At 64.7% G+C, this 24378-nt stretch carries 24 protein-coding genes; 10 read left to right on the top strand and 14 right to left on the bottom strand.

Annotation, left to right across the window (positions count from 1 at the left end):
- Positions 1-14: 14 nt before the first annotated feature.
- The 3 genes from secD to tgt all read right to left on the bottom strand — a co-directional run bounded on the left by secD (position 15) and on the right by tgt (position 3227).
- Positions 15-1652: a protein translocase subunit SecD gene (secD, locus tag IPQ13_07035; protein ID MBL0210652.1), complete on the bottom strand. Its 1638-nt coding sequence runs from the start codon at positions 1650-1652 to the stop codon at positions 15-17.
- Between the two features lie 97 nt (positions 1653-1749).
- Complete coding sequence (gene yajC, locus IPQ13_07030) at positions 1750-2076, bottom strand: preprotein translocase subunit YajC (GenBank protein ID MBL0210651.1); 327 nt, start codon at positions 2074-2076, stop codon at positions 1750-1752.
- Positions 2076-3227: a tRNA guanosine(34) transglycosylase Tgt gene (gene tgt / locus IPQ13_07025; GenBank protein ID MBL0210650.1), complete on the bottom strand. Its 1152-nt coding sequence runs from the start codon at positions 3225-3227 to the stop codon at positions 2076-2078. The genes yajC and tgt overlap by 1 nt, the downstream gene beginning before the upstream one ends.
- A 266-nt stretch (positions 3228-3493) precedes the next feature.
- On the opposite strand from tgt, the gene IPQ13_07020 reads away from it, so the two are divergent.
- The 6 genes from IPQ13_07020 to IPQ13_06995 all read left to right on the top strand — a co-directional run bounded on the left by IPQ13_07020 (position 3494) and on the right by IPQ13_06995 (position 7175).
- Positions 3494-4276, top strand: a complete 783-nt coding sequence (locus IPQ13_07020) for a TonB family protein (protein MBL0210649.1) — start codon at positions 3494-3496, stop codon at positions 4274-4276.
- Positions 4277-4304: 28 nt separating this feature from the next.
- On the top strand, positions 4305-4577 hold the full coding sequence (locus IPQ13_07015; protein ID MBL0210648.1) for a hypothetical protein: 273 nt from the start codon (positions 4305-4307) through the stop codon (positions 4575-4577).
- Between the two features lie 39 nt (positions 4578-4616).
- Positions 4617-5345 carry a MotA/TolQ/ExbB proton channel family protein gene (locus IPQ13_07010; GenBank protein MBL0210647.1) on the top strand — a complete coding sequence of 243 codons (729 nt, stop codon included), beginning with the start codon at positions 4617-4619 and terminating at the stop codon, positions 5343-5345.
- 68 nt (positions 5346-5413) lie between these two features.
- On the top strand, positions 5414-5911 hold the full coding sequence (locus tag IPQ13_07005) for a biopolymer transporter ExbD (protein ID MBL0210646.1): 498 nt from the start codon (positions 5414-5416) through the stop codon (positions 5909-5911).
- Entirely contained in the window at positions 5911-6384 is a 474-nt protein-coding gene (locus IPQ13_07000; GenBank protein MBL0210645.1) for a biopolymer transporter ExbD, read from the top strand. Before IPQ13_07005 ends, IPQ13_07000 begins: the two co-directional genes overlap by 1 nt.
- Before the next feature lie 317 nt (positions 6385-6701).
- Complete coding sequence (locus IPQ13_06995; protein ID MBL0210644.1) at positions 6702-7175, top strand: biopolymer transporter ExbD; 474 nt, start codon at positions 6702-6704, stop codon at positions 7173-7175.
- Between the two features lie 294 nt (positions 7176-7469).
- On the opposite strand, the gene IPQ13_06990 is transcribed toward IPQ13_06995, so the two are convergent.
- The 4 genes from IPQ13_06990 to IPQ13_06975 form a co-directional block, all read right to left on the bottom strand.
- The gene (locus tag IPQ13_06990) at positions 7470-8963 is read right to left on the bottom strand and encodes a DUF512 domain-containing protein (protein ID MBL0210643.1); all 1494 of its coding nucleotides are present in this window, start codon (positions 8961-8963) and stop codon (positions 7470-7472) included.
- Positions 8964-9130: 167 nt separating this feature from the next.
- The gene (locus IPQ13_06985) at positions 9131-9616 is read right to left on the bottom strand and encodes a hypothetical protein (GenBank protein ID MBL0210642.1); all 486 of its coding nucleotides are present in this window, start codon (positions 9614-9616) and stop codon (positions 9131-9133) included.
- Positions 9617-9711: 95 nt separating this feature from the next.
- Positions 9712-12675 carry a DNA polymerase III subunit alpha gene (locus tag IPQ13_06980; GenBank protein MBL0210641.1) on the bottom strand — a complete coding sequence of 988 codons (2964 nt, stop codon included), beginning with the start codon at positions 12673-12675 and terminating at the stop codon, positions 9712-9714.
- A 383-nt stretch (positions 12676-13058) separates the two neighbouring features.
- Entirely contained in the window at positions 13059-14237 is a 1179-nt protein-coding gene (locus tag IPQ13_06975) for a hypothetical protein (GenBank protein ID MBL0210640.1), read from the bottom strand.
- A 156-nt stretch (positions 14238-14393) separates the two neighbouring features.
- On the opposite strand from IPQ13_06975, the gene IPQ13_06970 reads away from it, so the two are divergent.
- Both IPQ13_06970 and IPQ13_06965 read left to right on the top strand, forming a co-directional pair.
- Complete coding sequence (locus IPQ13_06970) at positions 14394-14969, top strand: hypothetical protein (GenBank protein MBL0210639.1); 576 nt, start codon at positions 14394-14396, stop codon at positions 14967-14969.
- Between the two features lies 1 nt (position 14970).
- Positions 14971-15903, top strand: a complete 933-nt coding sequence (locus tag IPQ13_06965) for an NAD(P)H-binding protein (protein MBL0210638.1) — start codon at positions 14971-14973, stop codon at positions 15901-15903.
- Between the two features lie 27 nt (positions 15904-15930).
- Here the strand turns inward: IPQ13_06965 and ftsZ are convergent, their stop codons facing one another.
- The 4 genes from ftsZ to murB form a co-directional block, all read right to left on the bottom strand.
- Complete coding sequence (gene ftsZ, locus IPQ13_06960) at positions 15931-17175, bottom strand: cell division protein FtsZ (GenBank protein ID MBL0210637.1); 1245 nt, start codon at positions 17173-17175, stop codon at positions 15931-15933.
- A gap of 12 nt (positions 17176-17187) precedes the next feature.
- The gene (gene ftsA, locus IPQ13_06955) at positions 17188-18399 is read right to left on the bottom strand and encodes a cell division protein FtsA (GenBank protein MBL0210636.1); all 1212 of its coding nucleotides are present in this window, start codon (positions 18397-18399) and stop codon (positions 17188-17190) included.
- Between the two features lie 369 nt (positions 18400-18768).
- Complete coding sequence (locus tag IPQ13_06950) at positions 18769-19560, bottom strand: FtsQ-type POTRA domain-containing protein (protein MBL0210635.1); 792 nt, start codon at positions 19558-19560, stop codon at positions 18769-18771.
- Between the two features lie 179 nt (positions 19561-19739).
- On the bottom strand, positions 19740-20630 hold the full coding sequence (gene murB, locus IPQ13_06945; GenBank protein ID MBL0210634.1) for a UDP-N-acetylmuramate dehydrogenase: 891 nt from the start codon (positions 20628-20630) through the stop codon (positions 19740-19742).
- A gap of 21 nt (positions 20631-20651) precedes the next feature.
- On the opposite strand from murB, the gene ruvX reads away from it, so the two are divergent.
- Together ruvX and IPQ13_06935 are read left to right on the top strand one after the other, a co-directional pair.
- Positions 20652-21092, top strand: coding sequence for a Holliday junction resolvase RuvX (gene ruvX, locus IPQ13_06940; GenBank protein ID MBL0210633.1), 441 nt, complete (start codon positions 20652-20654; stop codon positions 21090-21092).
- Between the two features lie 60 nt (positions 21093-21152).
- Positions 21153-21791, top strand: a complete 639-nt coding sequence (locus IPQ13_06935) for a YceI family protein (GenBank protein MBL0210632.1) — start codon at positions 21153-21155, stop codon at positions 21789-21791.
- A gap of 97 nt (positions 21792-21888) precedes the next feature.
- Here IPQ13_06935 and IPQ13_06930 read toward each other — a convergent pair whose 3' ends face one another.
- Genes IPQ13_06930 through IPQ13_06920 form a run of 3 tightly spaced genes read right to left on the bottom strand, consistent with a single transcriptional unit; the run spans position 21889 to position 24343 of the window.
- Positions 21889-22545 carry an ABC transporter ATP-binding protein gene (locus IPQ13_06930; GenBank protein MBL0210631.1) on the bottom strand — a complete coding sequence of 219 codons (657 nt, stop codon included), beginning with the start codon at positions 22543-22545 and terminating at the stop codon, positions 21889-21891.
- A complete protein-coding gene (locus tag IPQ13_06925; protein MBL0210630.1) occupies positions 22542-23111 on the bottom strand; it encodes a 3'-5' exonuclease in 570 nt (189 codons plus the stop codon). The genes IPQ13_06930 and IPQ13_06925 overlap by 4 nt, the downstream gene beginning before the upstream one ends.
- Positions 23108-24343: an ABC transporter permease gene (locus IPQ13_06920; protein MBL0210629.1), complete on the bottom strand. Its 1236-nt coding sequence runs from the start codon at positions 24341-24343 to the stop codon at positions 23108-23110. Before IPQ13_06920 ends, IPQ13_06925 begins: the two co-directional genes overlap by 4 nt.
- Between the last annotated feature and the right edge of the window lie 35 nt (positions 24344-24378).

The following is a 24378-nucleotide window of genomic DNA, read 5'->3' as shown; positions in this document are numbered from 1 at the left end:
GAGGTGCCGGCCGCTTAGACCGAAAGAGTCTTGGTGCCTGGATGCCGCTCGAGGATCCAGTCATAGATGAAGCGGCTCACGTAGATCGAGGTGAAGAGCGAGGCCACCACGCCGACGGTCAGGGACACGGCGAAGCCCTTCACCGGGCCCGTGCCGAAGATGAAGAGCAGGAGGGCGGCGAAGAGCTGGGTCACGTGGCTGTCCACGATGGTCCAGAACACCTTGTCGAAGCCCAGCTGGATGGCGCCGGCCACGCTCCGCCCGTTATCCAGTTCTTCCCTGATGCGCTCGAATATCAGGATGTTGGCGTCCACGGCGATGCCCAGCGTGAGGGCGAATCCGGCGATGCCCGGCAGCGTGATCGTGGCCTGGAAGGACCCCAGCAGCCCGAGCATCACGATGAGGTTCACGGTGAGCGCCACGATGGCGTTCAGGCCGGACCACTTGTACCAGAGCACCATGAAGATGATGATCGCGCCGAAGCCGATGACGGCCGCGGTGATGCCGTGCTTGATGGAGTCCGCGCCGAGGCTGGGGCCCATGGACTGCTCTTCCAGGAACTTCATGGAGGCCCGCAGCGAGCCGCTCTTGAGTTTCAAGGCGAGGTCGTCGGCCTGCGTCTGGGTGAAGTTGCCCTTGATCTCCACGCCGCTGCCGATGATCTTCTGTTCCGAGCGCAGGACGCTGATCACCTTGCGGTCCAGCAGGAAGGCGAACTGGCGGTTTTCGTTCGAGGCGATTTCGGTGAGTTTGGCGTTGGCTTCGGCGCCATCGCGATTAAGGGTGAAGTTGACGGTGTTGGAATTGAACTGGTCCTGGGAACGGCTCGCGTCGGTGATGGCGCTGCCCTCGTAGTAGACCTTGCTCTCCAGCAGCACCCATTGCCGGACGTTGTCGGCCTTCTTCTCTCCGGGCTTGGCGGCGCGGATGGCGGCTTTCATCTGATTGGTGACCACCGCGGGCTCTTCTTCGAGCTCCGGGAACAATTCCGTGCCCTCGGGCAACTGCCCGCCTAGCGCCGCGAGCGCCTCGGCTTCGGTCTTCACGGGGATCTGGTTGGGCTGCTTCTTGGAGAGGAAGCGGACTTCCAAGCGCCCCGGCGTCGAGAGCAGGCCCTTGATGCGTTCGCGTTCGGCTTCGCCCACGCCCGGCAGCTCCACGATGATCCGGTTGCCTTCGGCGCCGCTGGGAGTGATCTCCGGTTCCGCCACTCCGAACTGGTTGATGCGGTTTTCGATGATCTGCTGCGCGCGCGCGTTGGCGTCGTCCTTCAAGGCCTTCTGGTGGAGGTCCTTCTGGGTGAGGATCCGCGCGGCGCCCTGCTCGGCGATGGAATAGCCGCCGAAAGCGGCCAGGATCTTGGTGACGGCCGCCTGATTTTCCGGGGAGATGCCGTCCACCCGGACCGAGGTCGTGTCGGACTTCACGGTGATGCCTGCGATGGATTTTTCCTGGACCCGCTCCGAAATTCTGTCCCTGGTGTCGCGCAGGTCCGCTTCCAGGGCCTCATGGCCCTGGACTTCCAACTCGAAGTGCACGCCGCCGCGGAGATCCAGGCCGAGGCGGACCTTGGAGAGGGGGATGAAGAAATAGCCGCAGGCCGCGCAGATGAGCAGCGTTGTGACTAGGCGGATGAGGGACCGTTTGCTCACGGGTTGAATTCCTTTAAACAGGCGTCTGGCTTGAAGGCGCGAATCGGTACGAGGGGCGCGGGTCCAGGGACAAAGCGTCCGGATCCGGCGCGTGGAATCAACTCGGCGAATCCGACTTGGAATCCGGCTCCGAGGCCAGGGCCACCACCGCGTGGCGCTTGGCCTTCACGGTGACGCTGCCCAGCTTCAGCCAGAGGACCTTTTCTTCGACCCGGTCGATGGTGGCGTAGAGGCCGGAGCTCAGGATCACTTCGTCGCCTGACTTCAGCTTGGAGAGGCGGGCTTCCATCTCCTTGCGGGCCTTCTGCTGGGGCCGGATCAGAAGGAAGTAGAAAAGCGCGGCCATGCCGCCGAACAACAGGAACTGCATGTAGGCCGGGGGAGTGCCTCCGGCGGCGGCTTGAAGCAGGGCGAATTCAAACATCAGGGCTCCTCTGTGATCCATCTCTCCCGCGCCGCGGACGCAAAGGCCGGGAATCGGCCGTCCAGCAGGGCCAGGCGTGCGGCGCGGGTGAGCCCTACAGTGTAGCTCAGGTTGTGGATCGTGTTGAGCGTGAATGCCAGCAGCTCCCCGGCCCTGAAAAGATGATGCAGGTAGGCCCTGGAGAAAGTGCGGCAGGTGTAGCAGCCGCAGTCCGGATCCACGGGGATGTCCGCCTCGCGGTGGCGCGCATTCTTGATGTTGAGGCGGCCCCGGGACGTGAGCAGCCTGCCATGCCGGGCTTCGCGGGTGGGCAGGACGCAATCGAAGAGGTCCACGCCCTGCTCGATGCCGAAGAGCAGGTCTTCCGGGGTGCCCACGCCCATGAGATACCGGGGCCGGTCCGCGGGAAGCTCATGGACGAACTCCGAGAGCGTCTCATTCATCGCCATTTTGGGCTCGCCGACGCTGAGCCCTCCCACGGCGAAGCCCTGGAAGGGCGCGTCGGCATCTATTTCCAGGATCTGCTGCAGGTGATCCCGCCGCAGATCCAGGTGGGTGCTGCCCTGGTTGATGGCGAAAAGGCCTTGATGCGCCCCAAGCGGAAAGTCCCTGCAGCGGCGGAGCCAACGGGTGGTGCGCGCCATGCTCAGTTCCAGCGGTCCACGCTCCATGCCGCCCGGCGGGCATTCGTCCAGGGCCATGACGATGTCGGAGCCCAGATTTGCTTGAATCTCCATGGCGCGTTCGGGGCTGAGGAAATGGCTGGACCCGTCGATATGGCTTTGAAAGGCGACGCCCTCCTCGTTGATTTTCCTCATGGAGGAGAGCGAAAAAACCTGAAAACCGCCGCTGTCCGTCAGGATCGGTCCATCCCAGCCCATGAATCGGTGCAGTCCGCCAAGCCGCGCCACCAGCTCATCTCCGGGCCTCAGACCCAGGTGGTAGGTGTTGCCGAGAATCACCTGCGGCCCGATGTCGCGGAGCTGCGCAGGCGTGATGCTTTTCACCGTTCCCTGGGTGCCCACAGGCATGAAGGCCGGGGTGAGGACCTCGCCATGGGACGTCTGGAATCTTCCAGCCCGAGGTTTCGACCGGGTGACGGACGCGGAAGGCGCTTCAATGGAAAAAGTGAAATTCGCACTTTGTGACATAGCGGTGACACAACCTTTGGGTGGAACCGCCAAAGTCACGAGTTTGTGACGTTCGGGGCGGCTCATGTCATGAGAATTGAACAATCGCCAGATGTAACAGTGGCGCGGAATTCCGAAGAATTTCGCCCTTGACGGGAAGAACTCCAGTTGTCATCTTAGCCTTCGGGCCTGCCCCAGATCTTTATCCTTCTCAAACGAAGCCGAATCTGCTTTTTCAGCGGATCCGGCTTCATTCCTTTTCACTCGGGACCTTTTCAGGGAGCCGCATGAGCAAAGATTCCAAACCTGCGTCCACCCCGGCTGCCAAGCCGGAGACGCTGGAGGATGCGGTCTACAAATCATCGCTGTCCGCTGGCCATTCCGAAGTCCAGCGAGCCAGCCCGCTGGTGACCATCCCCCTAACCCTTGTCACCTACGCTTTCTTCGGTGGTGGGGCGGTCTATCTGGCTTCCCAGACCAAAGCGGGGCAGGCCATCAAGAAGTCCATCGCCGACGTGATGCTGGACCCCGAGGACGCGCCTCCTCCTCCTCCGCCTCCTCCTCCTCCTCCTCCTCCGGCCGTGATCGTCTCCAAGGCTGAAGCCAAAGAGGAAAAGCCGGTGGATCCCAAGCTCGATGTCGTGCCTGACACTCCGAAGGAGTTGCCGAAGGAAGATCGGTCTTCCAAGGTGAGCGGCACGGTCGGCCAGGTCGTGGGCCAAGCCGGCGGTGTGGTCGGCGGTGTGGTCGGCGGTGTGGTCGGCGGCGTCGTGGGCGGCACCGGCAAGGTCATGGAGGTGGACTTCAGCTCCGTGAAGGTCAGGTACCAGCCACCCATCCTCCAGTACCCGCCCTTGGCGAAGATGGCGAAGATCCAGGGAACGGTCGTAGTGGAGATAACCATCAAGCCCGATGGCACTCCCAACGAGGCTGTGGCGAAAGAAGGCCCCATCCAGCTCCGCAAGGCCGCAGAAGACTACGCCATGCAGTGGAAGTTCGAGCCCCAGAAGGAAAACGGCGTCGCGCAGTTCAGCCGTTTCAAGTTGAACATCGTCTTCCGCCTCCGTTAGCCAATTGTTGAATTCAAATAAAGCGACCATGAACAACACACCCGCCCGACGCACGATCCTCTTCGGAACCAGCCTCGCCACCGCCTTGGTGGTGGCCATCCTGGTCCTTACGGGCGGCCGCAGGCCAGCCCCGGCGCCGATCTCCGCTCCCACGGGGGAAGCGGCGCTTCCGATGCTCGACGGCGTGAACAAGCCGGACGAGGCCAAGACCAATCAAACCACCCAGACACCCGAAGCAACCCCTGCGAAGGCCGAATCCAAACCGGCCTCCGAAGCTCCCTCAACCACTAGTCCAAACTAGTAATCCTCCTTCCATCCAACCCACCTCGAAGGGATGACCATGAACCTCCTCAACTTCCTGAATTTCGGCCTCCAAGAAACCGCCCACGCAGGTGGCTTCGGCCCCGCCGACATCTGGGCCTCGGCCTCCTTCCCGAACAAGGTCATCATCGTGATCCTGTTCCTCCTGCTGGCCCTGCAGATCTACACCGCCATCGAGCGGGCCGTGATGTACCGCCAGAGCAACTCGGCTTCGGACAAGTTCCTCAAGCTCTTCATGGACACCCTCCGCCGCGGCGACTTCGAGGCCGCCAAGCGCGCCGCCACCACCCACAACAAGAGCCATGTCGCCCTGGTGCTCAAGCACGGCCTGGACATCTTCCAGTACGAGAAGCAGCTTAAGGCCATGAACTCCAACCACGACGTGATCCAGCCCGTCGAGCGCGCCATCACCCGCGGCACCGCGGAAGTCCACGAACTGCTCAAGAAGGGCATGAACTCGCTGGCCACCATCGGCGCGCTGTCCCCCTTCATCGGCCTTCTGGGAACCGTCATCGGCATCATCAAGGTCTTCAGCGACCTGAAGACCAAGGGCGCCGGCGACATCAATGCCCTGGCCGGTTCCATCGGCGAGGCCCTGGCCACCACTGCGCTGGGCCTCATCGTCGCCATCCCGGCCGTGTGGATGTACAACCTGCTGACCAACAAGCAGGACCAGGTCATCACCCACATCAACAACTCCGCATCCCAGATGATCGACGAGTTCATCCGCCGCGAGAGCCAGGCCTGATCCATCCACCTCAACCCCGGGGCGCGGGGGTCTGAACCTCCCGCGCCCCTTCAAAAAAGGAGGTCACCATGGATGTAGGTGGCAAGAAGGGTGGTGTCAAATCCGACATCAACGTCACTCCCTTGGTGGACATCGTGCTCGTGCTGTTGATCATCTTCATCGTGATCACGCCGGCGGTGAACGACAGCGTCAGCCTGCCGCTCGCCAAGCACAGCCCAAAGGTGGAGAAGAACACAGGCGAGAAGTACCTGCAGATCACGTTCCAGGCCAAGAAGGATGCGGCTGGCGACTACGGCCCGGGCAACATCATCATCGATGACTCCGCGGCCAAGGACACCGTCTTCAAGATCAACGACGCGGCTTCAAGGCAGCTTCTGGTGGATTACGTGACCAAGAGCACCTCCGCGCTTTCATACCGCCGGGTCTTCGTGAAGGCGGACCGCAATCTTCCCTACGCGGCCGTGGACAAGCTCTTCCAGGCCTGCCGCGAGGGCGGGGCCGACGAGGCGTCCATCGTCACGGCCGAGGAAAAAGAGAGCAAAGAAAACAAGGAAGGGGGTAAGTAATGGACGCTGGTGGACCAAAAGGCCAAGCCAAATCCGATATCAACGTCACCCCGCTCATCGACATCGTGCTGGTGCTGCTGATCGTGTTCATCGTCATGGTGCCGGGCCTCACCAAGGCCCAGAACGTCACGGTGCCCCAGGTGGTCGTGGCGCCTCCCCCCACGACACAGCCCTTGAATCCGCCCCTGGTCGTTTCCATCGACAAGGAGGGGAACTACATGCTGCAGAGCGATAAGATCAAGCTCGATGAGCTGGCGGACAAGATCCAGGCGGCCGCAGGGCTGCAGGAGCGCAATTCCCGGAAGGTCTACCTGAAAGTCGATGAGGAGATGCCTTTCGGAAAAGCTGTTGACGCCATGGACCAGATCCGCCTCGCCGGTGACCGGCTCAAGGTCGAATCCGTGAAGAAATTCGCGGATGGAACCGATGGCGGGGACATTAAAGTGTCTATTTCGATCAAGCGCCGCGCCTGATTCCAAGGCACCGGCCATTCAAGAAAATCGCCCCGCTTCCGCGGGGCTTTTTCGTTCAGGACGCAAAACAGACATTCGCAGAAGCAAGCGGAAGAAATCGAGGGCCGCAGAGAAAAGGCACCGCTCTGTGGATTTCTGTATTTTCTACCGGCTTTTGCGAGTGTCTTTTTTCCGCCCTGAGCCCGTCAATCGATAACCGGCAGCCGGGATGATCTACCCGTGACCTTCGCGCCATCCATGACGAACATTTCACAGGGCCGTGATGGCGCGTGACGGGCGATGGACGCAGCCTTGGGCATCCCATCCAGGAGGCTCAAATGCAGGCTGCAAGCCAAGTTCGGCGCGTCGCCGAGATCAACGTCACGCCCCTGATCGACATCGTGCTGGTGCTGCTCATCGTCTTCATCGTGATGGTCCCCATGACCGGGCGGCACCATCCCGTGGCGGTTCCGGCCACCGTGCCTGGGAGTTCCAGGTCCCCCAACTTTCCCGTCATCACCATTGCCAGGAATGGGAGCTGCACTTTCCAGGGTGAGCCGGTCACTTCGGAGCAGCTCGTGGCCCGCCTCGTGCCGGAGGTGCTGCGCCAGCCGAGGCTGGCCCGGCGTGTCCAGCTCAAGGTGGATGGGGCCGTGCCCATGCACCGCACCACGGAGATCCTGGATTCGATCCGCCTGGCGGGAGACGAGGCTCGGCGCAGCACGCCTGGGTACCTCCCGGAACCGCATGATGGCGACAAACGGCACGAGGATGACATCAAGATCGCCATGACCATGAAGCGGCCGGGCTGAGCGTCCGGAATGCATCCAAACGTTCAGCCCGCGAAGGGCCGCGAAGGGAAAAGGAGGAAGGGCCGCGAAAATTCTTTTGCCGTACTGACGGCCAGGGCCCTACTAAGCGATCTCGATCCAGACTGGAGCGCTGTGAGAATCGATGCCGAGGGTGCCTTTGGCATGGGTATTCCTCTCAGTATCGGCCAGGCCGATGCACGAGACAAACAGATTTTTCGCGGCCCTGGCTAAAGAGCGCAGCGATTTCGCGGCCCTTCGCGGGGATCGGCTTTAGGCGAACTGGATCGCTGATCCTCAGGGGTTGTAGGCGCCCTGGGGGAGGTTCAGGCCAGCCTGGTGGAAGACTTTTTGCAGATCCCTGCCGCTGAATCCGGCCGACCGCTCGGCCGCCTCCAGGTGGTCCAGCAATTGCGAGAGGTTGGCGCCGCTGGGCACCACCGGGGTCTGCAGATCGGCTGTCAACTGGTCCAGGGTCATGTCATCCAGGAAGGTGCCTTCGACCCGTGACACGCTGACGCCGTGCAGCGTGTACTGGTCCGTAGGGCCGGTGTGGGTGCGCAGGCTGGCGCTGGGCACCACCACGGCCTCCACGGGGCCCTTGGCATCGCGATCCGCGTGGGCGGCGTACATGAGGTCGCGGCCAGTCAAGAGTCCCGCCACAGTGACGCTTTCGCCGAAATCGTTGTTGCGCACGGCCACGGCCCGGAGCCGACTGCCCACTTCGCGGTTCAACTGCGCAAGCGCATGGTTGAGGATGGGCGCGAAGCTGGAGCCCGTGAGCAATAGCGCCTTGCGGCCTTGGAACCGCTTCGCCTTATCGCTCTTGATGAAGCGCCGGGTGTGTTCCAGGAATTTGCGGACCAGTCCGACGCCATTCTCAAGCTGCGCCCAGGACTGGCTGTAGAATTCGCGCCCCGGCACCTGGACCTTTCCGCGCGTGAACCACTCGTCCGCCAACAGGAGCCAGGGTTCGCCTTCGTTGGCGTCCGCGTAGCGCCGCGCTTCTTTCGTCCAACGCGTCACCCAGGCCTTCGCATATTCATCGCTCACATTCTGCACGTCTGGCAGGCCCTCGCGGTGGGCCGTGAGCCCCACAGGCACGCAGGAAAGGCTCAGCACGCCGCCCTTGCCCGCCCACGGGCCATTGGTCTGGTAGGCTCGGCGCTCCCACAATTCACGGAGCGTCTTTTCCCACACCCATTCGTCATTGAGCCCCGGCGCGATGACAGCCTGGGTATGCACGTCAATGCCGCCCTCCAGCAGGCGGTCGATCTTGCGCAGGATGTCGCCTTCCCGCGGGTTGCCCACCACCTTCACGCGCACCTCGGGATCCGTGCAGTGGACCGATACGTGGATGGGCGAAAGCCGCTCCCGCACGATGCGGGCAAGCTCCGCGTCATCGCTGCTGGAAAGGGTGCTGAAATGGCCGTAGAGGAAGGACAGGCGGATGTCCTCGTCCTTCAAGTAGAGGCTCTTGCGGTAGCCCTTGGGCATTTGATGCACGAAGCAGAACACGCAGTTCTGCTTGCAGATCTTCACCTCGTCCTGGGCGAGATCCAGGCCGATGCCGTCGCCGCCGTTCTCGGCGGAGACCTGGTAGATGCTCTTGTCGGGCCGCTCCAGGCGCAGCTCCGTGTCGTCCCTCTGGCTCATCAGGAATTGGTAATTGAGCTGGTCCAGCACCTTTTCGCCGTTGATCTCCAGCAGCGTGTCGCCGGCCCGGATCCCGGCGCCTTCGGCCAAGCTCCCCGGCTCCACCGAAATCACCAATACGCCGCGCTGCGCCATTTCCACCCCGACCCTCCAGTGTGGAAGCGAAAGCCAGGTGGATCAAGGAATCGCTGCGGATAGTGGGGTCGACCCAACGTCGAATTATTGATGGGACCAAGTGGCACACAGCGCCTGTCCCGGACCAACTGCGGGAAAACGCCGCATTGCGCAACCGGGAATGATGCTCATGCGATGGGCTTGCCGACGAACCCGCCCTTCTGACATGCCGGGCACTCGACCGTGTATCCGAACAGCCGTTCCCGATCCACAGGCGATGGGACCCGATGGGCCAGTGGTTGGCCCAGGGTGAGGCCGTCCTTGAACAGAAACTCGTTCCCGCAGTCATGACATTGGACGCGCTGTTCACAGAGGCGGTCGACTTCGGCCTCCGCCGCCTGGCCCCCTCCTGTTTTCAGGGCCATGGCAATCCTTGCGAGCGCATCTTCGATCGTGGCCGGACCATCGAGCGATTGGGCCGAGGCTGGCATGGCTGGTTCTCCTGCTGGAGGATCCTTTCGGATGCGGGCCGCGAACAATGCTTTACCACCAAGAAAGAACAACAAACCGACAGGGAAGATGACCCAGAGGGACCATTTCCCGTAGCGCGGCAAGCAGTAGAGAGTCAGGAGCATTGTGCCGAAGGCTGTCGCGACCACGTAAAGAATCCGCATTCTGCACCTCCGCAGTGCACTCTACTTCGAGTCCATCCAACACGGAATGTTTTAATTGTCAGCGCAAGGGAACGCCTTGGCCTATGCAGAAAGGCTCACGGCAGCACTTCCAGCACCGGGAGCCCGTCCTGCCGCACGCTCCTGCCTCGCACAGGGATGATGTCGCCCACCCGGAAGGGCCGCTTGCGGCGGGCGAAGACGTCGGGGAAGGCCACGGCTTCGCAGAGGGCGGTCTCGTCCTCGAAGGTGATGAACTGCATGGAATCGCCCTTCTCGGTCCACACCCGCTTTTCCGCCACCACCAGGGCCCAGAAATGCAGCGTGCGGCCGGGCTTCTGGACGTCCGCGGCGCGGTGTTGGCCGCTGCCTTTGCGGAGCCGCGCCAGCACCGCCGGGTGGATTTCCAGGCTGAGGCCAAGGATTTCCCACTCCAGTTCCGCCCGCTCGAAGGGATCCGTGGGCCGGGGCCGCACGCCGGGCGGAACGCCGCCGAGCCGCGCCCAGAGCAGCCGTGTGCGGTCGCCGTCGGTTGCCCACAGATCGAAGGCGCCGCCGCTGGCCAGGGCTTCCGCCGTGGGGATGGACAGGCGCGCACGCCCCAGCAGATCGTCGAGATCCGCGAAAGGGCCGTTCCTCTCGCGCTCCTCCAGCAGCGCCTTCACTTCCGGCTCCAGCGCGCCCTGCACCTGCATGAGCCCCACCCGCAGGCCCTGTTCGCCTTCGGCGCTGAAGCGCCACAGCGAGGCGTTGGCATCGGGCCCGCGCACGGCGAGGCGGTGGCGCCGCGCGTCCCCCAGGTAGGCGCAGGCGGGATAGAAGCCGCCCTGGTTGGTGATGACCGAGGCGAAGAAGACCGCCGGGTGGTGGGCCTTCAGCCAGGCGCTCTCGAAGCTCACCTGCGCATAGCTGGCGGAGTGCGGCTTGCAGAAAGAGTAGCCGCGGAAGGTGTTGATCATGTCCCAGGCTTCAAGGGCCACGGCCTGCTTCACGCCCCGCGCCGCGCAGCCGTCAAAGAAACGCTGCTGGAACCGCGGCAGCTTCCGCTCGCTGCCGGGCTTGCCCAGGGCCTTGCGGAGCTGGTCCGCCTCGAAGTGGCTCCAGCCCGCCAGCTCCACGCAGACCTTGATGACGTCCTCCTGGTAGATGAGCACGCCGAAACTGTCCGACAGCAGGCGCTCGAAGACTGGATCCGAAGGGATGAATTCCTCTTCGCCGCGGGCCCGCTTCACGTAGCGGTCCACCCAGCGGTAGGCCGCCGGCCGGATGAGCGAGCTGTGGATCACCAGCGTCTCGAAGTCGCCCTTCTTCACCCGCTGCTGGAGCTGGCGCATGGCGGGGCTCTCCACGTAGAAGACGCCGATGCTGTCGCCCCGGGCCAGCAGCGCCTGCGTTTCCGGATCCTCCCGCGAGTGGGGGCCGATGTGCTCGGGTACGCGGTTTCCAAGCACGCTGTAGGCGTCGCGGATGACCGCCAGGCTGCGGTTCCCCAGCAGGTCGATCTTCACCAGGCCGTAGTTCTCCACGCCATCCTTGTCCCAGGAGGTGGTGCTGACGCCCTCCTTCGCGGGGGCCGGCTGGAAGGCCGCGTGCTCCCACAGCGGGCCGGGGCTCACCACGATGCCGCCGGGATGCACGGAGAACTGGCAGAAGTGGCCCTCCAGCGCCGCGGCCTGCCGCAGGATCTCGGTCCAGGCCGGATTTTCCGCCGCGTGGTCCAGGCCGCCCTCCCAGCCGCGGACATAGCGCGCCAGCTGCTTCAATTCAGCTTCAGGCCGCCCGTGGGCCATGGCCACGGCGCGCAGGGCGGAGCGGTCCTTGTAGAAGGCGTGGTTGGCCACCATGGCCACGCGGTCGCGGCCGTAGCGCTCGAAGACCCGCAGGATGACCTCGTCCCGCTCGTCCCAGGCGAAGTCGATGTCCATGTCCGGCGGGTCCGTGCGCTCGCGTGTGAGGAAGCGCTCGAACATCAGGTTGGTGCCCACGGGATCCACGTTGCTCAGTTCCAGGGCGTAGCTCACGAGGCTCGCCGCGCCGCTGCCCCGGCCGCAAGTGCGCGTGGGAAGCCTTGGTTTCAGGGCATTCACGAGGTCCTGCACCAGCAGGAAATAGCTGGCGAACCCCTTCTCCCGGATGAGCGCGAGTTCATGCTCCATGCGGCTTTCGTGGATGCCTTGCAGCTCCGGATAGCGCACGCGGATGCCCGCCTGCACGCGTTCCCGCAGAACCGCGTCCAGGGACGCGCCGTCGAGCCCCAGGGGTCCCGCCGTGACCCAGGCCCCCCAATGGATCTTCCAGCCCGAGATCCGCTCCAGCAGCGCGTCCGTGGCCAGCCCCACGGCGGGTTCGGCGAAAGGAAACCGGGCCTCCCATTCCCCGCGGGGCACGGCGGCGTCCCGCAGATCCCACAGGGGCTCCGTGCGCGGCACGGTGCTTTGCTGCGCGATGGCGCGCTTGAGGCGGTGCAGGCCGAGCCCCGCCTCGCTGCGGAAGCGCAGGACTTGTGGCGCCACCACCGGGAGGCCCGCCTCCAGGGCCCGCCGCGCTTCCACCGCCCGGCGCGGATGGGCCAGCAGCGAGGCGTAGAGGCCTTCCCGCAGCAGCGCGTCGAGGCCAGCCAGATCATCGGCCAGCAGCACGCAGCCGCCGGGGGGCTCCTCGGCGCGGCAGCTCTCGGGGGTGGGTTCGCCCTTCAATCGCCGGGGCTCGTGGGCCTGGGTCGTGAGCAGGCGGTTCAGGGCCGCGTAGCCCGCGTCCGTGAAGGGCAGGGCGCCATAGTCGTGATCCCGCCAGCGGAAGCGGCAGCCGATGTGGATGCGGAAGCCTGCTCCGCCCGAGCCCATCTCTTCGGCAGCCTGGCCGCCGGCTCCGGAAAGGACGGCGGGGCGCTGCGTTTCCAGGATCCATTCCAGCTCCTCCCGCAGCTTGGGATAGCCCTGCAGCCCCCGGTCCCACAGGACCAGATCGCTATAGCCCAGGCGCTGCGCCACCCGCAGCAACTGCTCAGGCCGGTAGATGCCTTCCCCGATGGAGAAATCGGAGATGCCGAGGGCGAAGCTCATGCGTGAGCCTTCAAAAATAAACCACAGATGAACACGGATAAACGCTGATAAACGCGGATGGGGCGTCATTCTTGATGGAATTGATCCTCCATTCGGCACCGCATGGGCCAACCGGTTTTCAGGGCGGCGGCGACCTTGCGCTGGCGTGCGGAATAGCCGCCGCCCTGAAAACCCGCACGACGCCCCGGCGCGGCCCCGGCTGCGCCGGGGCGGGCCCATACTCCATGTGGGAGTGGTCTTCAGTTTTTTCGCGATCCGTTTTCATCCCCTTCATCCCTGTAATCTGCTTTTCGTTTCAGGCCAGACTTTGCCCTCCTTCCTCGCCGCATCTGCGTTCATCTGTGTTCATCTGTGGCGATGTAATTTTTTAGAGATCGCCGGCCTCAGCTGCTCTTGGCGTAGAGGTCCTCCAGGTTCTCGATGTGATCCATGTGCTCGGCCGCCAGATCCCAGCCAGCCCGCACAGGGTTTCCGGGGTAGCGCTTGCGGAGGTGCGCCAGGGCGGGCTCCAGGTTCTCCACCTTCTGGCTGCGGGGATCCTGGAACAGGGCCCGGGCCCGGCCCAGGCCCCAGTGGATGCGCAGCTCCACCTGGCGCACCAGGAGGCGGCGCGTGGCGCCCTGGCGGAAGGCCTGTTCCACGGTGCGCGCCAGTTCCAGCGGCGGCTGCAGCAGGTGTTCGGGCTCCGCCTTCCAGTGGTGCGGCTCGCCGTCCACATCCCACCAGCGCAGGGCCAGCTTGCGGGGGCTGCGGGCGTCGGACCAGAGGCGGTGCAGGCTCCAGGAAGCCAAGCCCACGTCTTCCGGCAGGCGGGGCGGATCCAGGCGCCAGGGCGTGCGCGTGGAGCCGACGGGCTCCGTCAGCAGGGGCAGGCGGGGACGGTCTTCGCCCCGCACCTGGGCCAGGAGCTTGGGAGCCTGGCGCTCGGGCACCAGTTCGCAGAGCAGCGGCAAAGGCATGGGCTGGAGGTCCTGGAAGAGCCGCAGGCCGAGGCGGCGGAAGCGGCTGCGGACGCGCGGCGCCAGATCCGGCAGGCGGGCCAGGGGCTGGGGCGCCAGGAAGCTGGCCTCGAAGCCTTCGGCCACCTGTTCGATGCGGTGTTCCAGGTGCGCGGCCATCTGCGCGGCGGTGGCGCTCCGGGACAGCCCGCCGTGGCTCAGCCAGCCCATGCGCTCGTCCAGCTCCCGCCGGATGCGCGCCGCGGCGTCCTGGGGCGGTCCGAAGAGGCGGCCGGTGCCGCCCAGCTCCACCAGGGCCTCGCCCATGCGCAGAAGCATCCCCTGGGGCGTCCAGTGCTGCAGGAAATCCCCCAGGAAAGCCTGGGCCTCCCACCAGGTCTGGGGCTGGGCATCCAGCACCCGCAACTGGGGCAGGCGGCGCAGGGCGAGATCCAGGGGATCGCCGGCCGCCAGGCCCTCCGCCCGGGCCCGGCGGTTGGCGAACCAGACCGCCGGGCTCCGCGGGCTTTCGGGATTCAAAAAGGCCAGGGGGCGGTCCCGCAGGCCCGCATCCCGCGCGCAGGCCAGTTGGAACGGCAGTTCGGGAACCCACATCGCCAGCACGGATACCTCCAGGGGGTATCAAGTATGGCGAATAAAAAACGAAAAACAAGAGGCGAAAAAAAACGGATCCTGGGTCTCCGCTGCATCTTGACAATTATAGTTCGAAACGTACACTACATTTAGTAGAAACTAAATGTAGTGTACGGAAAGAAAATAATGACCCCTACTCCCCTCCAACAATCCCGCGACAACTTCATCCTGGGCATGGCCCGGATCAGCCACTTCTGGGGCTTTCCCAAGGCGATGGGCGCCATTTACGGCGCCATATACCTCTCGTCCCAGGCGATCTCCCTGGATGAGCTGGTGGTGCAGGCCAACGTCACCAAGGGCGCCGTCAGCACCAACGTGCGCCACCTGGAGCGCCTGGGCATGGTGCACAAGATCGCGCGCATCGGCGAACGCAAGGATTACTACACTGCCGAAACGGATTTCTGGAAGGTGATCAAGGGCATCCTGCGGGAGCGCGAAAAGAGCGAATTCGACCGGGCCCTGCGCAGTGTGGATGACAGCTTGGCCCTGCTCGATCCCAAGGCCGTCAAAGGCTTCTCTAGCGAAGAGATGGAGTTGGCCGGATTTTACCGCCAGCGAATGAATGCGATGCAAACCTTCTTCCGGGCGCTGGACCAGCTGGTGGCGATGGTGATGGCCTTCGACAGCCTGCGCATCGGCGCGCTCCGGAAACTGATGGGCGGCGCCGCAGTCGGCCCCGGCACCAGCGACAAGGAGAAATGAGATGCCAGACAAGACGATTCAAGCCGTCACCGGTGCGTATGGCTACTCCGGAAAATACATCGCCAGCCGCCTGCTGGCCCAAGGCCAGCAGGTGATCACGTTGACCGACTCGGGGCAGCGCCCAAACCCATTCGGCGGGCAGGTGCGCGCGGTCCCCTTCAACTTTGAAGACCCGGCGGCGCTGGCGCGGTCCCTGGAAAAGGTCGAAGTGCTCTACAACACGTACTGGGTGCGCTTCAACCACAAGCTGTTCCGCCACCAGGAGGCCGTGCGGAACACTCTGGCGCTGTTCAAAGCCGCCCAACAGGCCGGGGTGCGGCGCATCGTCCACGTCAGCATCACCAACCCCTCCGAAAGCTCCCCGCTCGAGTATTTCCGCGGCAAAGCGATGCTTGAAAGGGCATTGACGGAAAGCGGGATTTCCTACGCCATCCTGCGGCCGGCGGTGATCTTCGGCAAGGAGGACATCCTCATCAACAACATCGCCTGGGCGGTGCGCCGCCTGCCGGTGTTCGGCGTGTTCGGCGACGGGCGGTACCGCCTGCAGCCGATCTACGTCGAAGACTTGGCGGACCTGGCCGTGCGCTGCGGCGCGGGGCGCGAGGATGAGGTGATTGACGCCATTGGACCGGAGACCTACACCTACCGCGAACTGGTGCGGACCATCGCCCGTTTGCTCGATGTGCGCTGCCCGGTGTTCAGCGTGCCGCCGCGCCTGGGCCTGCTGGCCGGACAGGCGCTCGGCTGGCTGGCCAGGGACGTGACCATCACGCAAGAAGAGATTGAAGGGCTGATGGCCGACTTGCTGTACACCCCGTCGCCGCCTGCGGGCAAAACCCGACTGAGCGAATGGATCCAGGCGAATGCCGACATGCTCGGCCGCAGCTATGCAAGCGAGCTGGCGCGGCGAGTGGATCGCGGGGCGGCGTACTGAGCAATTAATCCAGTCTTTCCGCCACTTTTATTCGATCGGCAATCTTCCCTGGCTCAGCCTGATGATCGCCGGCACGTGCAGGTCTTCGGCTTGGGTGGCCATTTCGCCGCTGGGGGTTGGGCCCTGGGGCATCAGGCGCGTGGGCGTGGCGGAAGGCAGCGGGCCGCTGGACGGATGGCCGGGATGGGCCTCCGGCGGCACTTCGCCGTAGACGCGGCCGCTGGGCGTGTTGTGGGGAGCATTGTCCATGGACGGCGCCACGGTGCGCTGGTAGAGGCTCAGGCTGGTGGATGACGTGGCCGATTCGAAACCCGAAGCCAGCACCGTGACGACGACGCGGTCCTCCATCTCCGGCGCCAGCACCTGGCCGGGCTTGATCTCCGCGCGGCCCTCGAAGCGTTCGTGCAGGTAGTTCATGGCGGTGCTGAATTCGCTGAAGCCCACCTGGTCCGGGTGGGCCATGACGGACACGATCACGTTGGTGGCGAAGCCGTCGGCGGCGCGGTCCAGCAGGGGGCTCGCGAGGGCTTTCAGCAAAGCGTCCATGACGGCTTCCTCGCCACGGCCCATGCCCGTGCCGATGAAGGCTTCGCCGCCGTCCTTGAGCACCGATTCCACGTCCGCGAAATCCAGGTTCACGAGGCCCGGCCGCAGGATGAGGTCCGCGATGCCGCGCACGCCCTGGATCAGGACGCCGTCGGCCATCTGGTAGGCGTCGGTCATCTTGGTGCCGCGCTCGCACACGCTCATGAGCTTTTCATTGGAGACGACGATCACCGTATCTGAGGTGTCCCGCAGGTTCGCCAGGCCGTTCAAGGCCTTTTCCGCTTTGCGGGGGCCTTCCCACGCGAAGGGCGTGAGCACCACCGAAACCGTGAGCGCGCCCTGTTCCCGCGCGTAGGCGGCGATGAGCGGGGCGGCGCCGGTGCCGGTGCCGCCGCCCATGCCCGCGGTGATGAACACCATGTCCGCGCCGGAGAGCGCCGCGAGGATTTCTTCACGGCTTTCTTCCGCCGCCACCGCGCCGCGGTCCGGGTTGCCCCCGGCGCCCAGGCCGCCGCGGGAGCTGGTGGGCCCCAGCGGCATCTGCACGTGGGCCTTGCTCTGGGCGAGGCTCTGCCGGTCGGTGTTCATGGCGATGAACTGCACGCCGACGATGCCGCTCTGGAGCATGCGGTTGATGGCGTTGCAGCCCGCGCCGCCCACGCCCACCACCTTGATGTTGGCGCCGGGCAGGTGTTCGGGGCTGGGCAGGAAGGGGACTTCAGCCATGGAAGTTCTCCGTCAAAAGAGTTTCTTGAAGAATCCGCGAAGGCCGTCCCCGCCGCGTTTGGGGCCGCTGTCCTGGAGCTCGCGCGCGAGGGCTTTCACGGCGCCCAGCGCGTTGGTGTAGAGGGGATTGGACAGCACCTGGGGCAGGCCCTGGAGCCCGTGGACCCGGCCCAGCACCACCCGCGGGCGGCCGAGAATGTTCTGGGCGAGGATGGGCAGGTGCGGCAGCAGGGCGCCGCCGCCCACGAGATGCACGCCGCCGTGGATCTCGTGGATCAGGCCGCTGCGGCCGATCTCGGCGAGCACCATGTTGAGCAATTCCACGGCCCTCGCATGCAGCACTTCCGCCAGTTCGCGGCGGGAGACCTGGCGGCCCTCGTCTTCCAGCTCGATGTGTTCTTCGGGAGGAACCTGGGTGGGCAGGGCCGTGCCGTAGACCCGCTTGATGCGCTCCGCGACGCTGATGCCGCCCAGGTGCTTGGTGATTTCGAGATCGCGGGTGAAGTGGCGGCCGCCGATGGGGATCACCGCGCTGTGGAACAGCGCGCCGCGCAGGAATACGCCGAGGTGGGTCAGCTCGTCGCCGATGTCCACCACCACCGCGCCGTTCTCGCTGTCCTCGCGGGTCAGCACCGCCTCGGCGGAGGCCATGGGCGAATAGAGCAGGTCGGCGCCCTGGAGGCCCGAAAGCTGGAGGGCGCGGTTGATGTTCCCCAGCACCGAGCCGGGAGCGACGATGATGCGCACTTCCGCTTCGAGCGTCTCGCCCACCATGTTCACGGGGTTGCGGATGTCCCGCTGGCCTTTGATGTGGAACATTTGCGGGATGCGGTGCAGGACGGTCTCCTCTTTCGCGAGCTTGCAGCCGTTGGCAGCCTGCTCCAGCACGCGGTCCCGGTCCGCAACGGTGATGATCTTGTCCATGCTCGAGATCGTGATGGAGTCGCGCAGGTTTTCGCCCTTGAACTGGATCCCGTCCACGGAGACGCGCAGGCCCTCCAGCTTGGTCTGCCCGGCCGCACGCATGGATTCCTCCACCGCGCGGTTGATGGCCCGCGTGGTGAGCTCCATGTCGTTGATCTCGCCCATGCGGATGCCGCCTTCGGCATTGGCCTGGGCCGCCCCCGTGATTTGAAGGGCGCCGCTTTCATCCTGCACTGCGATTACTGAGACGACTTTGCTTGCACCTAGATCGAGTCCGAGAAGTACCGCAGGTTGAACCATGCACTGTCCCTTGTGTTAACCAAGCATAGCCGCAGTCCGGCCCTGCGGGAGGGGCCAGCCGGAAAAAAATACCCGGATGGAGCATTTTTTTGATTCCTGCGATGGCCAGGGAACGGAAACCCGCGCGCAGGCTGTCGATTGAAAAGGAGATTAGGAAGGCCTCTGATCACACGGATCTTGTGTTCCACGCATTTCAGAGCGTTCCACAGGGTCGAAGGGGTTTTGCGCCAGGTGCGGTTGCCGGGCTTTTACCGCCCGCACCTCGAGGGCCATAAAACCAGGGGCCGAACCAGGCCCGGGGCAATTCCGTGGAATCCGCAGATCGCCCGGATCACCCTCTTTTCAGTGGTTCCAAGAGGAACCTCGATTCTAGGGCAGCGCCTTCTGGGCGGGCGGGGCCGTTTCCTGGGGCTCCCCCACGGCGATCTCGTCGTCCCATCTCAGATCCACGTACCGGAGTTTCGAAAGATTCGGACTTTTGGCCAACTGGTCCAGGAATAGTCCCTGAAAATTGGGGATATTCTTCTGGATGTCGACTTTGGATAGGTAAAGCGGGGCGGAGAGCCCCTCGATGTAGGCAATGGGCCCGCGTTCCGCCCAACGCAGTTCGGTGAGCCGGCCGAAGAAACCGGCCTGCTTGTCCCGCAGCTCGGACGCAGCGCGGATGAGCTTCACGAGGTTCTCGTCGGTCTGGCTCGAAGGATCGTAAATCACCGGAATAGGAGTCGAATTCGCATCATTAATCCGGTCCAGCACCACACCATCATCGGACAGGAGGAAGACGCCGGAGGATTTCACCAGCCAGAGCAGGGGCTTGCGCTCCTCGATGACCAGGCTCAGGCGGTCCGGCGGGTCCCGGCGGATGATCAGGCCCTTCACCCACCGTTCCGACTCCACCTTGGTCCTCAGCTTGTCCGCGTCGAACCAGAACAGCGGCTTGCCCAGGGTCATGGGCTCCACGATGCCCAGGATCCTGGCCTGGCGGTCGCCGCGGCAACCGCTGACGCTCACCTGTTCGATGGTGAGCTTCTGCAATCCGAAGTAGCGCTGCGCCACTTCCAGGAGGCCGAAGGCCACCAGGCCCACCACGACCAGCACGATGCCCGCCTTGGCGAAGGGGAGCCAGGGGCGATGCGCGTGGAGGTGGTTGGGGTAGGCCATTGGGATGAAGTCTAGCGGCGTCGAGAGTCAAGAGTCGAGGAGTCGAGAAGTCGAGGAGTCGAAAAGTCGAAGAGTCAAAAAGTCGAAGAGTCAAAAAGTCGAAGAGTCAAAAAGTCGAGAGTCGAGGAGTCAAGAAGTCGAAGATCGCGGCGGCATCGGAATGAAAATCGCCCACAGTTTCAGACATCCCGCCAGATCTCCACTTCGGGCTCCAATTCGATGCCGTGCAGCTCCTTCACCTTGCTCCGCACCACGTCCATCAGCTCCGCGAATTCCGCGGCGGTGGCGTGGCCGTGGTTGATGAGGAAATTGGCGTGTTCCGGGCTGACTTCCGCATCCCCGATCCGGAATCCTTTCAAGCCAGCCTGGTCGATGAGGCGCCCTGCGCTGGCTCCGGACGGATTCTTGAAGATGCAGCCCGCGTTGCGCTTGGTCAAAGGCTGGCTGCTGCCGCGCTTGCCCATGTTCTCCAGCACCTGGGCCTGGATGCGGTCGCGGTCCCCTTCCGCCAATTTCACGGTGTAGGCGAGCCCCACATGGCCGCCGGACAGGAAGCTCCAGCGGTACCTGAATTCGCCGGGGTCGGGACGCTTCTCCACCAGTTCGCCCTCGGGCGTGAGGAACCGGAAGGTGTCCAGGATGTCCACCAGCTCCCGGCCGTAGGCGCCCGCATTCATGCGCAGGGCGCCGCCGGTGGTGCCGGGGATTCCGCTGGCGTATTCCATGCCGCTGAGGCCTTCCTGGGCGGCGCCCTGGGCCATCCGGATGTGGCCGAAGCTGGCTGGGGCCGTGAGTTTCAGGCCTTCCCGCTTCAGCTCCGCCGGAAAGCGCAGCCGCAACACCGGCATCCCGATATCGCCCAGGACCACGAGATTGGATCCGCCGCCCAGCACGCGGTAGGGGATGTTTTCGCGGGCGCAGGCGCGGACGAAGGTCTGGGCTTCGCCCTCGGTAGTGGGCTCGAACAGCCAACGGCAAAGGCCGCCGACGCCCAGCGTGGTGAGCCTGGGGAAGGGCACATCGGTGCGGTGGGGGAGCTTCAGCAGCTCGTCGGGAAGGGCGCGGCTCATCGGTTCAAGTATGATCGCAGAATGAGATGGATGGCCCTGGACCACGGCACCAAGCGGATCGGCATCGCCTTTTCGGACGAGCTGGAGATCCTCGCCTCCCCCTTCGAGGTGTGGCCCCAGGAAGGCGATGCCACCCTGCGGAAACTCGCGCGGCTGTGCCGGGAGGAAGGAGTCCAGGCCCTGCTGGTGGGTCTTCCGCGGCACAAGGATGGCGCCGAGAGCGCGACGGCTCCTCTGGCCAGGAGTTTTGGCGCTGCGTTGGCTTCGCTCACGGGCCTGCCCCTGCGCTTCGGCGATGAGCACTTGAGCTCCATGGAGGCCGAAAGGCTCCTGGCGCAGCGGGGCGTGAAACCCAAAGACCGCAAAGCCAGGCTCGATGCGGCGGCGGCGGCTGTCATCCTGAACGATTTCATCGAAAGCCGCCGCGCGGCGAAGGCGCCCGTCTCCGAACCCGGCCCCTGAAAAACGTGTCACAACACATAGCCTCGGGCCATCCCAATCCCATTGCCCTTTGGAGGCCCTGTGTCCCGAACCCCGATCGTCCTCGCCGCGCTGTTGCTGATCGCCCCGTCCCTCGCCCTGACCGCCGGGGACAGGACTTTCACGCCGGACACCATCCATTCGCGCATCGGCTTCAGCGCCAAGACCCTTTTCAAGGTGGAAGGCAGTTTCGGGAAATACGCCACGGACATCAGCGGCGATCCGGACACCCTGGAGAACGCGAAGGTGAGGCTCGAAATCGACGTGGCCTCCATCAACACCGAGAACAAGAGCCGGGACGGGCATCTGAAGTCACCGGATTTCTTCGATGCCGCCAAGTACCCCAAGATCCTGTTCACGTCCTCCAAGGTCTGGAAGCAGGGCAGCCAGGTGATGGTGCAAGGCACCCTGGACATGCACGGCGTGAAGCAGGAGCTGACCATCCCCTTCGAGCCCTCCTTCGGCAAGAACGGCGCCGGCGCGGACACCTGGAGCTACGAGGGCAGCCTCAAGATCGACCGCAATAACTGGGGCGTCGGTTCCGGCAGCATCGCCGCGAAGATCGGCCTCAAGGACACCGTGGAATTGAATCTGCAGCTGGTGGGATTCTTCCATGAACCGGAAGCCGCCAAGCCTGTCCCCGCAAAGGCTCCGGCCAAGAAGCGCAAGAAGGCCAAGTAGTCCAGTAAAAGACCGGCCACGAACGAACACGAACAAGGCACGAAGGTATCTATGTGTGGTCCTTCGTGGCAGACGTGGCCCTACGGTTACATTTTGTTCAATGGCCCCCTAGCCGCACCGTCCGTTCGCAGCGGTCCGCCAGATCCGGGTTGTGGGTGACTAGGAGCGTGGTGGGGCGCAGCTCCCGATGGAGCTTCAGGAGCAAGGCGAAGGCCTCATCCGCCGTTTCGGGATCCAGGTTCCCCGTGGGCTCGTCCAGCAGCCAAAGGGAAGGCCTGCGCACCAGCGCCCGGGCCAGGCCCACCCGCGCCGCCTGCCCGCTGCTGAGCTGGTTGGGGAGGCGTTCGGAAAGATGGAGGATGCCCACCATCTCAAGCAATTCCAGGATCCACTCCTCACGGCCCGCCGTGAGCGCGCCCTCGATGCGGAAGGGCATTTCCAGGTTCTCGCGGACGGTGAATTCCGGCAGCAGATGGGGCTGCTGGAAGGCCAGGCCCACATGCTCCCGGCGGTACAGCGAGCGGTCCCCGGCGGATTCCGGGACCGGGGTTCCGCCGATGCGGATGCTGCCGCCCTCCCAGCGGTCCAGGCCCGCCACGCAGTTCAGCAGGGTCGTCTTCCCCACGCCGCTCACGCCCACCAGCGCGCAGAGGCAGCCCGCCTCGACCTCCAGGGAGAACCCGTCGAAGACCGGATGCTCCGCGTCGGCATAGGCCTTCTTCAGGCCCTGGACGGAGAGCGCCCGGCCGATCATCGGCACAGCTCCACCAGTTTCCAGTACAGGTGGAAAGTGGCCAGCGAATCCCCCAGGGCCGTGTGCCGCTTTTCCGCGGGGACCAGGATGCCGAAATGCTCGAACAGGCTGTCGCTGCTGAGGCGCTGGAGGTCCAGTTTGCCCGCGTCCCGCAGGGCCGAGGCGATGCTGTGGGTGTCCACGATGCGGTGGTGGAAGCGCCCTTCGGGGTCGCGGCCCGTCGAGAGCAGGAATTCCGAAAGGAAGGCCTGGTCGAAGGCGATGTTGTGGCCCACGAGCGTGACTCTCATCCTTTCAGGGAAATGGCGGTTCAGGAATTCATCCACCCGGTCCATGGCCTCCGCGGGCGGCAGGGCGGCCTCGTGGTGCGCGGCCAGGTCGATGCGGTTCACCTTCATGCCGCCGCCCGTGACCACGTAGGGCTCGTGCCGGATCAGGATCTCCGAGCTGTCCGCCACGCCGGACGCATCGCCCACCACGAGTCCCAGGCTCAGCAGGCTGTGGCTCCGCGGGTCCAGGCCCCCGGTTTCGGTATCGAGGAAAAGATAGGAGTTCGCGAGCGTCATTCGGCCCTCAGCGCGTCGACGGGATTCAAGGCTGCTGCGCGCCTGGCGGGATAGCGGGACGCCAACCAGGCCACCAGCAGCGGAAAGATGGTGACGAAAAGCAAATCTGAAAGGTGCAGGCGGAAGGGTATGTAGGTGATGAAATCGTAGACCGCGCTAGGCAGCTTCACGAGCTTGTAGCGGTCCGCCACCAGGCAGAAGGGCACGCTCAGGCCCAGGCCCCACAGGGTCCCCACCGCGCCGATGCGCAGGCCCTGCCATTCGAACAGGCGCCGGATCTGGCGCGGCGTGGCGCCCAAGGACAGCAGCACGCCCAGGTCGCGGCGCTTCTCGGTCACGAACAGCACGAGGCTCGCCACGATGTTGAAGGCTGCCACCAGCACGATGAGGGACAGGATGGCCGTGAAGATCCACTTCTCGACTTTCAGCGCCTCGAAGAGGGCCTTGTTGGTGTCCCGCAGGTCCGTGGTCATGAACCCGCCCCGGCCCTCCTGGTTCAGGGCAGCGAGCACCGCAGCCTTGGCTTCCCCGATGGCTTCGGTATCCGCGGCGCGGACCTCGATCGTCTCCGCCTGGTCCGTGCGGGCCAGCCGCTCGGCGTCGAGGATGTGCACGAAGACCCAGTTGGTGTCGTATTCGCTGATGTGGCTCTGGAAGATGCCCGCGACCTTGAAGGCCTGCAGCTTGGGCTGGAGGCCCGACAGGCCCAACTGCAGCCGCAGCGTCGCGATGGCGACCGTGTCCCCCACGCGCAGCTGCAGGTTGTTGGCCAGTTCGCGGCCCAGCACGATTTCGCCTTCCCGGAGGTCTTCGATGCGGATTGGCTTCACGGAATCCAGGAGGCTCGACGTGGAGCGGGCTGAACCCGGATCGATGGCGTTGACCGCCACCGCCGCCGGCGGTCCATCCACGCCCGGCAGCCTGAGCAGCCCTTTCTCGCGGCGGATGGGGCTGGCGGCCCGCACGCCCTTGGTGCCGCGCACCGCCTTCAACGCGGCGGCGGTGTCCGGAATGTCGCCCGCCAGGTGGAACACGCTGAAGTGCGAAGTGGCGGAAAACAGATTGGCCTGGATTTCTTCCCGGAACCCATTCATGAGGGCGAGGGTGATGACCATGGCGAACACGCCCACCGCGATGCCCCAGCGCGCGAAGCGCACCATCACGCGCACGAAAGCGCCCTTCTTGCGCGTGGTCAGGTAGCGGTTCGCCACATAGGCCTCGAAGGACCTCATGGGTATCGCCTTTCAGCCCAGCGCCGGGAGTCCAT

The sequence above is a fragment of the Holophagaceae bacterium genome (assembly GCA_016720465.1).
In the GTDB taxonomy this organism is placed as follows: domain Bacteria; phylum Acidobacteriota; class Holophagae; order Holophagales; family Holophagaceae; genus JANXPB01.
This window is presented reverse-complemented; position numbering and strand designations above follow the sequence as displayed.

Excerpts from the sequence above, each read along its gene's own strand:
- yajC (MBL0210651.1), bottom strand. The coding sequence starts at position 2,076 with ATGTTTGAATTCGCCCTGCTTCAAGCCGCCGCCGGAGGCACTCCCCCG.
- tgt (MBL0210650.1), bottom strand. The coding sequence starts at position 3,227 with ATGTCACAAAGTGCGAATTTCACTTTTTCCATTGAAGCGCCTTCCGCG.
- IPQ13_07020 (MBL0210649.1), top strand. The coding sequence starts at position 3,494 with ATGAGCAAAGATTCCAAACCTGCGTCCACCCCGGCTGCCAAGCCGGAG.
- IPQ13_07015 (MBL0210648.1), top strand. The coding sequence starts at position 4,305 with ATGAACAACACACCCGCCCGACGCACGATCCTCTTCGGAACCAGCCTC.
- IPQ13_07010 (MBL0210647.1), top strand. The coding sequence starts at position 4,617 with ATGAACCTCCTCAACTTCCTGAATTTCGGCCTCCAAGAAACCGCCCAC.
- IPQ13_07005 (MBL0210646.1), top strand. The coding sequence starts at position 5,414 with ATGGATGTAGGTGGCAAGAAGGGTGGTGTCAAATCCGACATCAACGTC.
- IPQ13_07000 (MBL0210645.1), top strand. The coding sequence starts at position 5,911 with ATGGACGCTGGTGGACCAAAAGGCCAAGCCAAATCCGATATCAACGTC.
- IPQ13_06995 (MBL0210644.1), top strand. The coding sequence starts at position 6,702 with ATGCAGGCTGCAAGCCAAGTTCGGCGCGTCGCCGAGATCAACGTCACG.
- IPQ13_06990 (MBL0210643.1), bottom strand. The coding sequence starts at position 8,963 with ATGGCGCAGCGCGGCGTATTGGTGATTTCGGTGGAGCCGGGGAGCTTG.
- IPQ13_06985 (MBL0210642.1), bottom strand. The coding sequence starts at position 9,616 with ATGCGGATTCTTTACGTGGTCGCGACAGCCTTCGGCACAATGCTCCTG.
- IPQ13_06980 (MBL0210641.1), bottom strand. The coding sequence starts at position 12,675 with ATGAGCTTCGCCCTCGGCATCTCCGATTTCTCCATCGGGGAAGGCATC.
- IPQ13_06970 (MBL0210639.1), top strand. The coding sequence starts at position 14,394 with ATGACCCCTACTCCCCTCCAACAATCCCGCGACAACTTCATCCTGGGC.
- IPQ13_06965 (MBL0210638.1), top strand. The coding sequence starts at position 14,971 with ATGCCAGACAAGACGATTCAAGCCGTCACCGGTGCGTATGGCTACTCC.
- ftsZ (MBL0210637.1), bottom strand. The coding sequence starts at position 17,175 with ATGGCTGAAGTCCCCTTCCTGCCCAGCCCCGAACACCTGCCCGGCGCC.
- ftsA (MBL0210636.1), bottom strand. The coding sequence starts at position 18,399 with ATGGTTCAACCTGCGGTACTTCTCGGACTCGATCTAGGTGCAAGCAAA.
- IPQ13_06950 (MBL0210635.1), bottom strand. The coding sequence starts at position 19,560 with ATGGCCTACCCCAACCACCTCCACGCGCATCGCCCCTGGCTCCCCTTC.
- murB (MBL0210634.1), bottom strand. The coding sequence starts at position 20,630 with ATGAGCCGCGCCCTTCCCGACGAGCTGCTGAAGCTCCCCCACCGCACC.
- ruvX (MBL0210633.1), top strand. The coding sequence starts at position 20,652 with ATGAGATGGATGGCCCTGGACCACGGCACCAAGCGGATCGGCATCGCC.
- IPQ13_06930 (MBL0210631.1), bottom strand. The coding sequence starts at position 22,545 with ATGATCGGCCGGGCGCTCTCCGTCCAGGGCCTGAAGAAGGCCTATGCC.
- IPQ13_06925 (MBL0210630.1), bottom strand. The coding sequence starts at position 23,111 with ATGACGCTCGCGAACTCCTATCTTTTCCTCGATACCGAAACCGGGGGC.
- IPQ13_06920 (MBL0210629.1), bottom strand. The coding sequence starts at position 24,343 with ATGAGGTCCTTCGAGGCCTATGTGGCGAACCGCTACCTGACCACGCGC.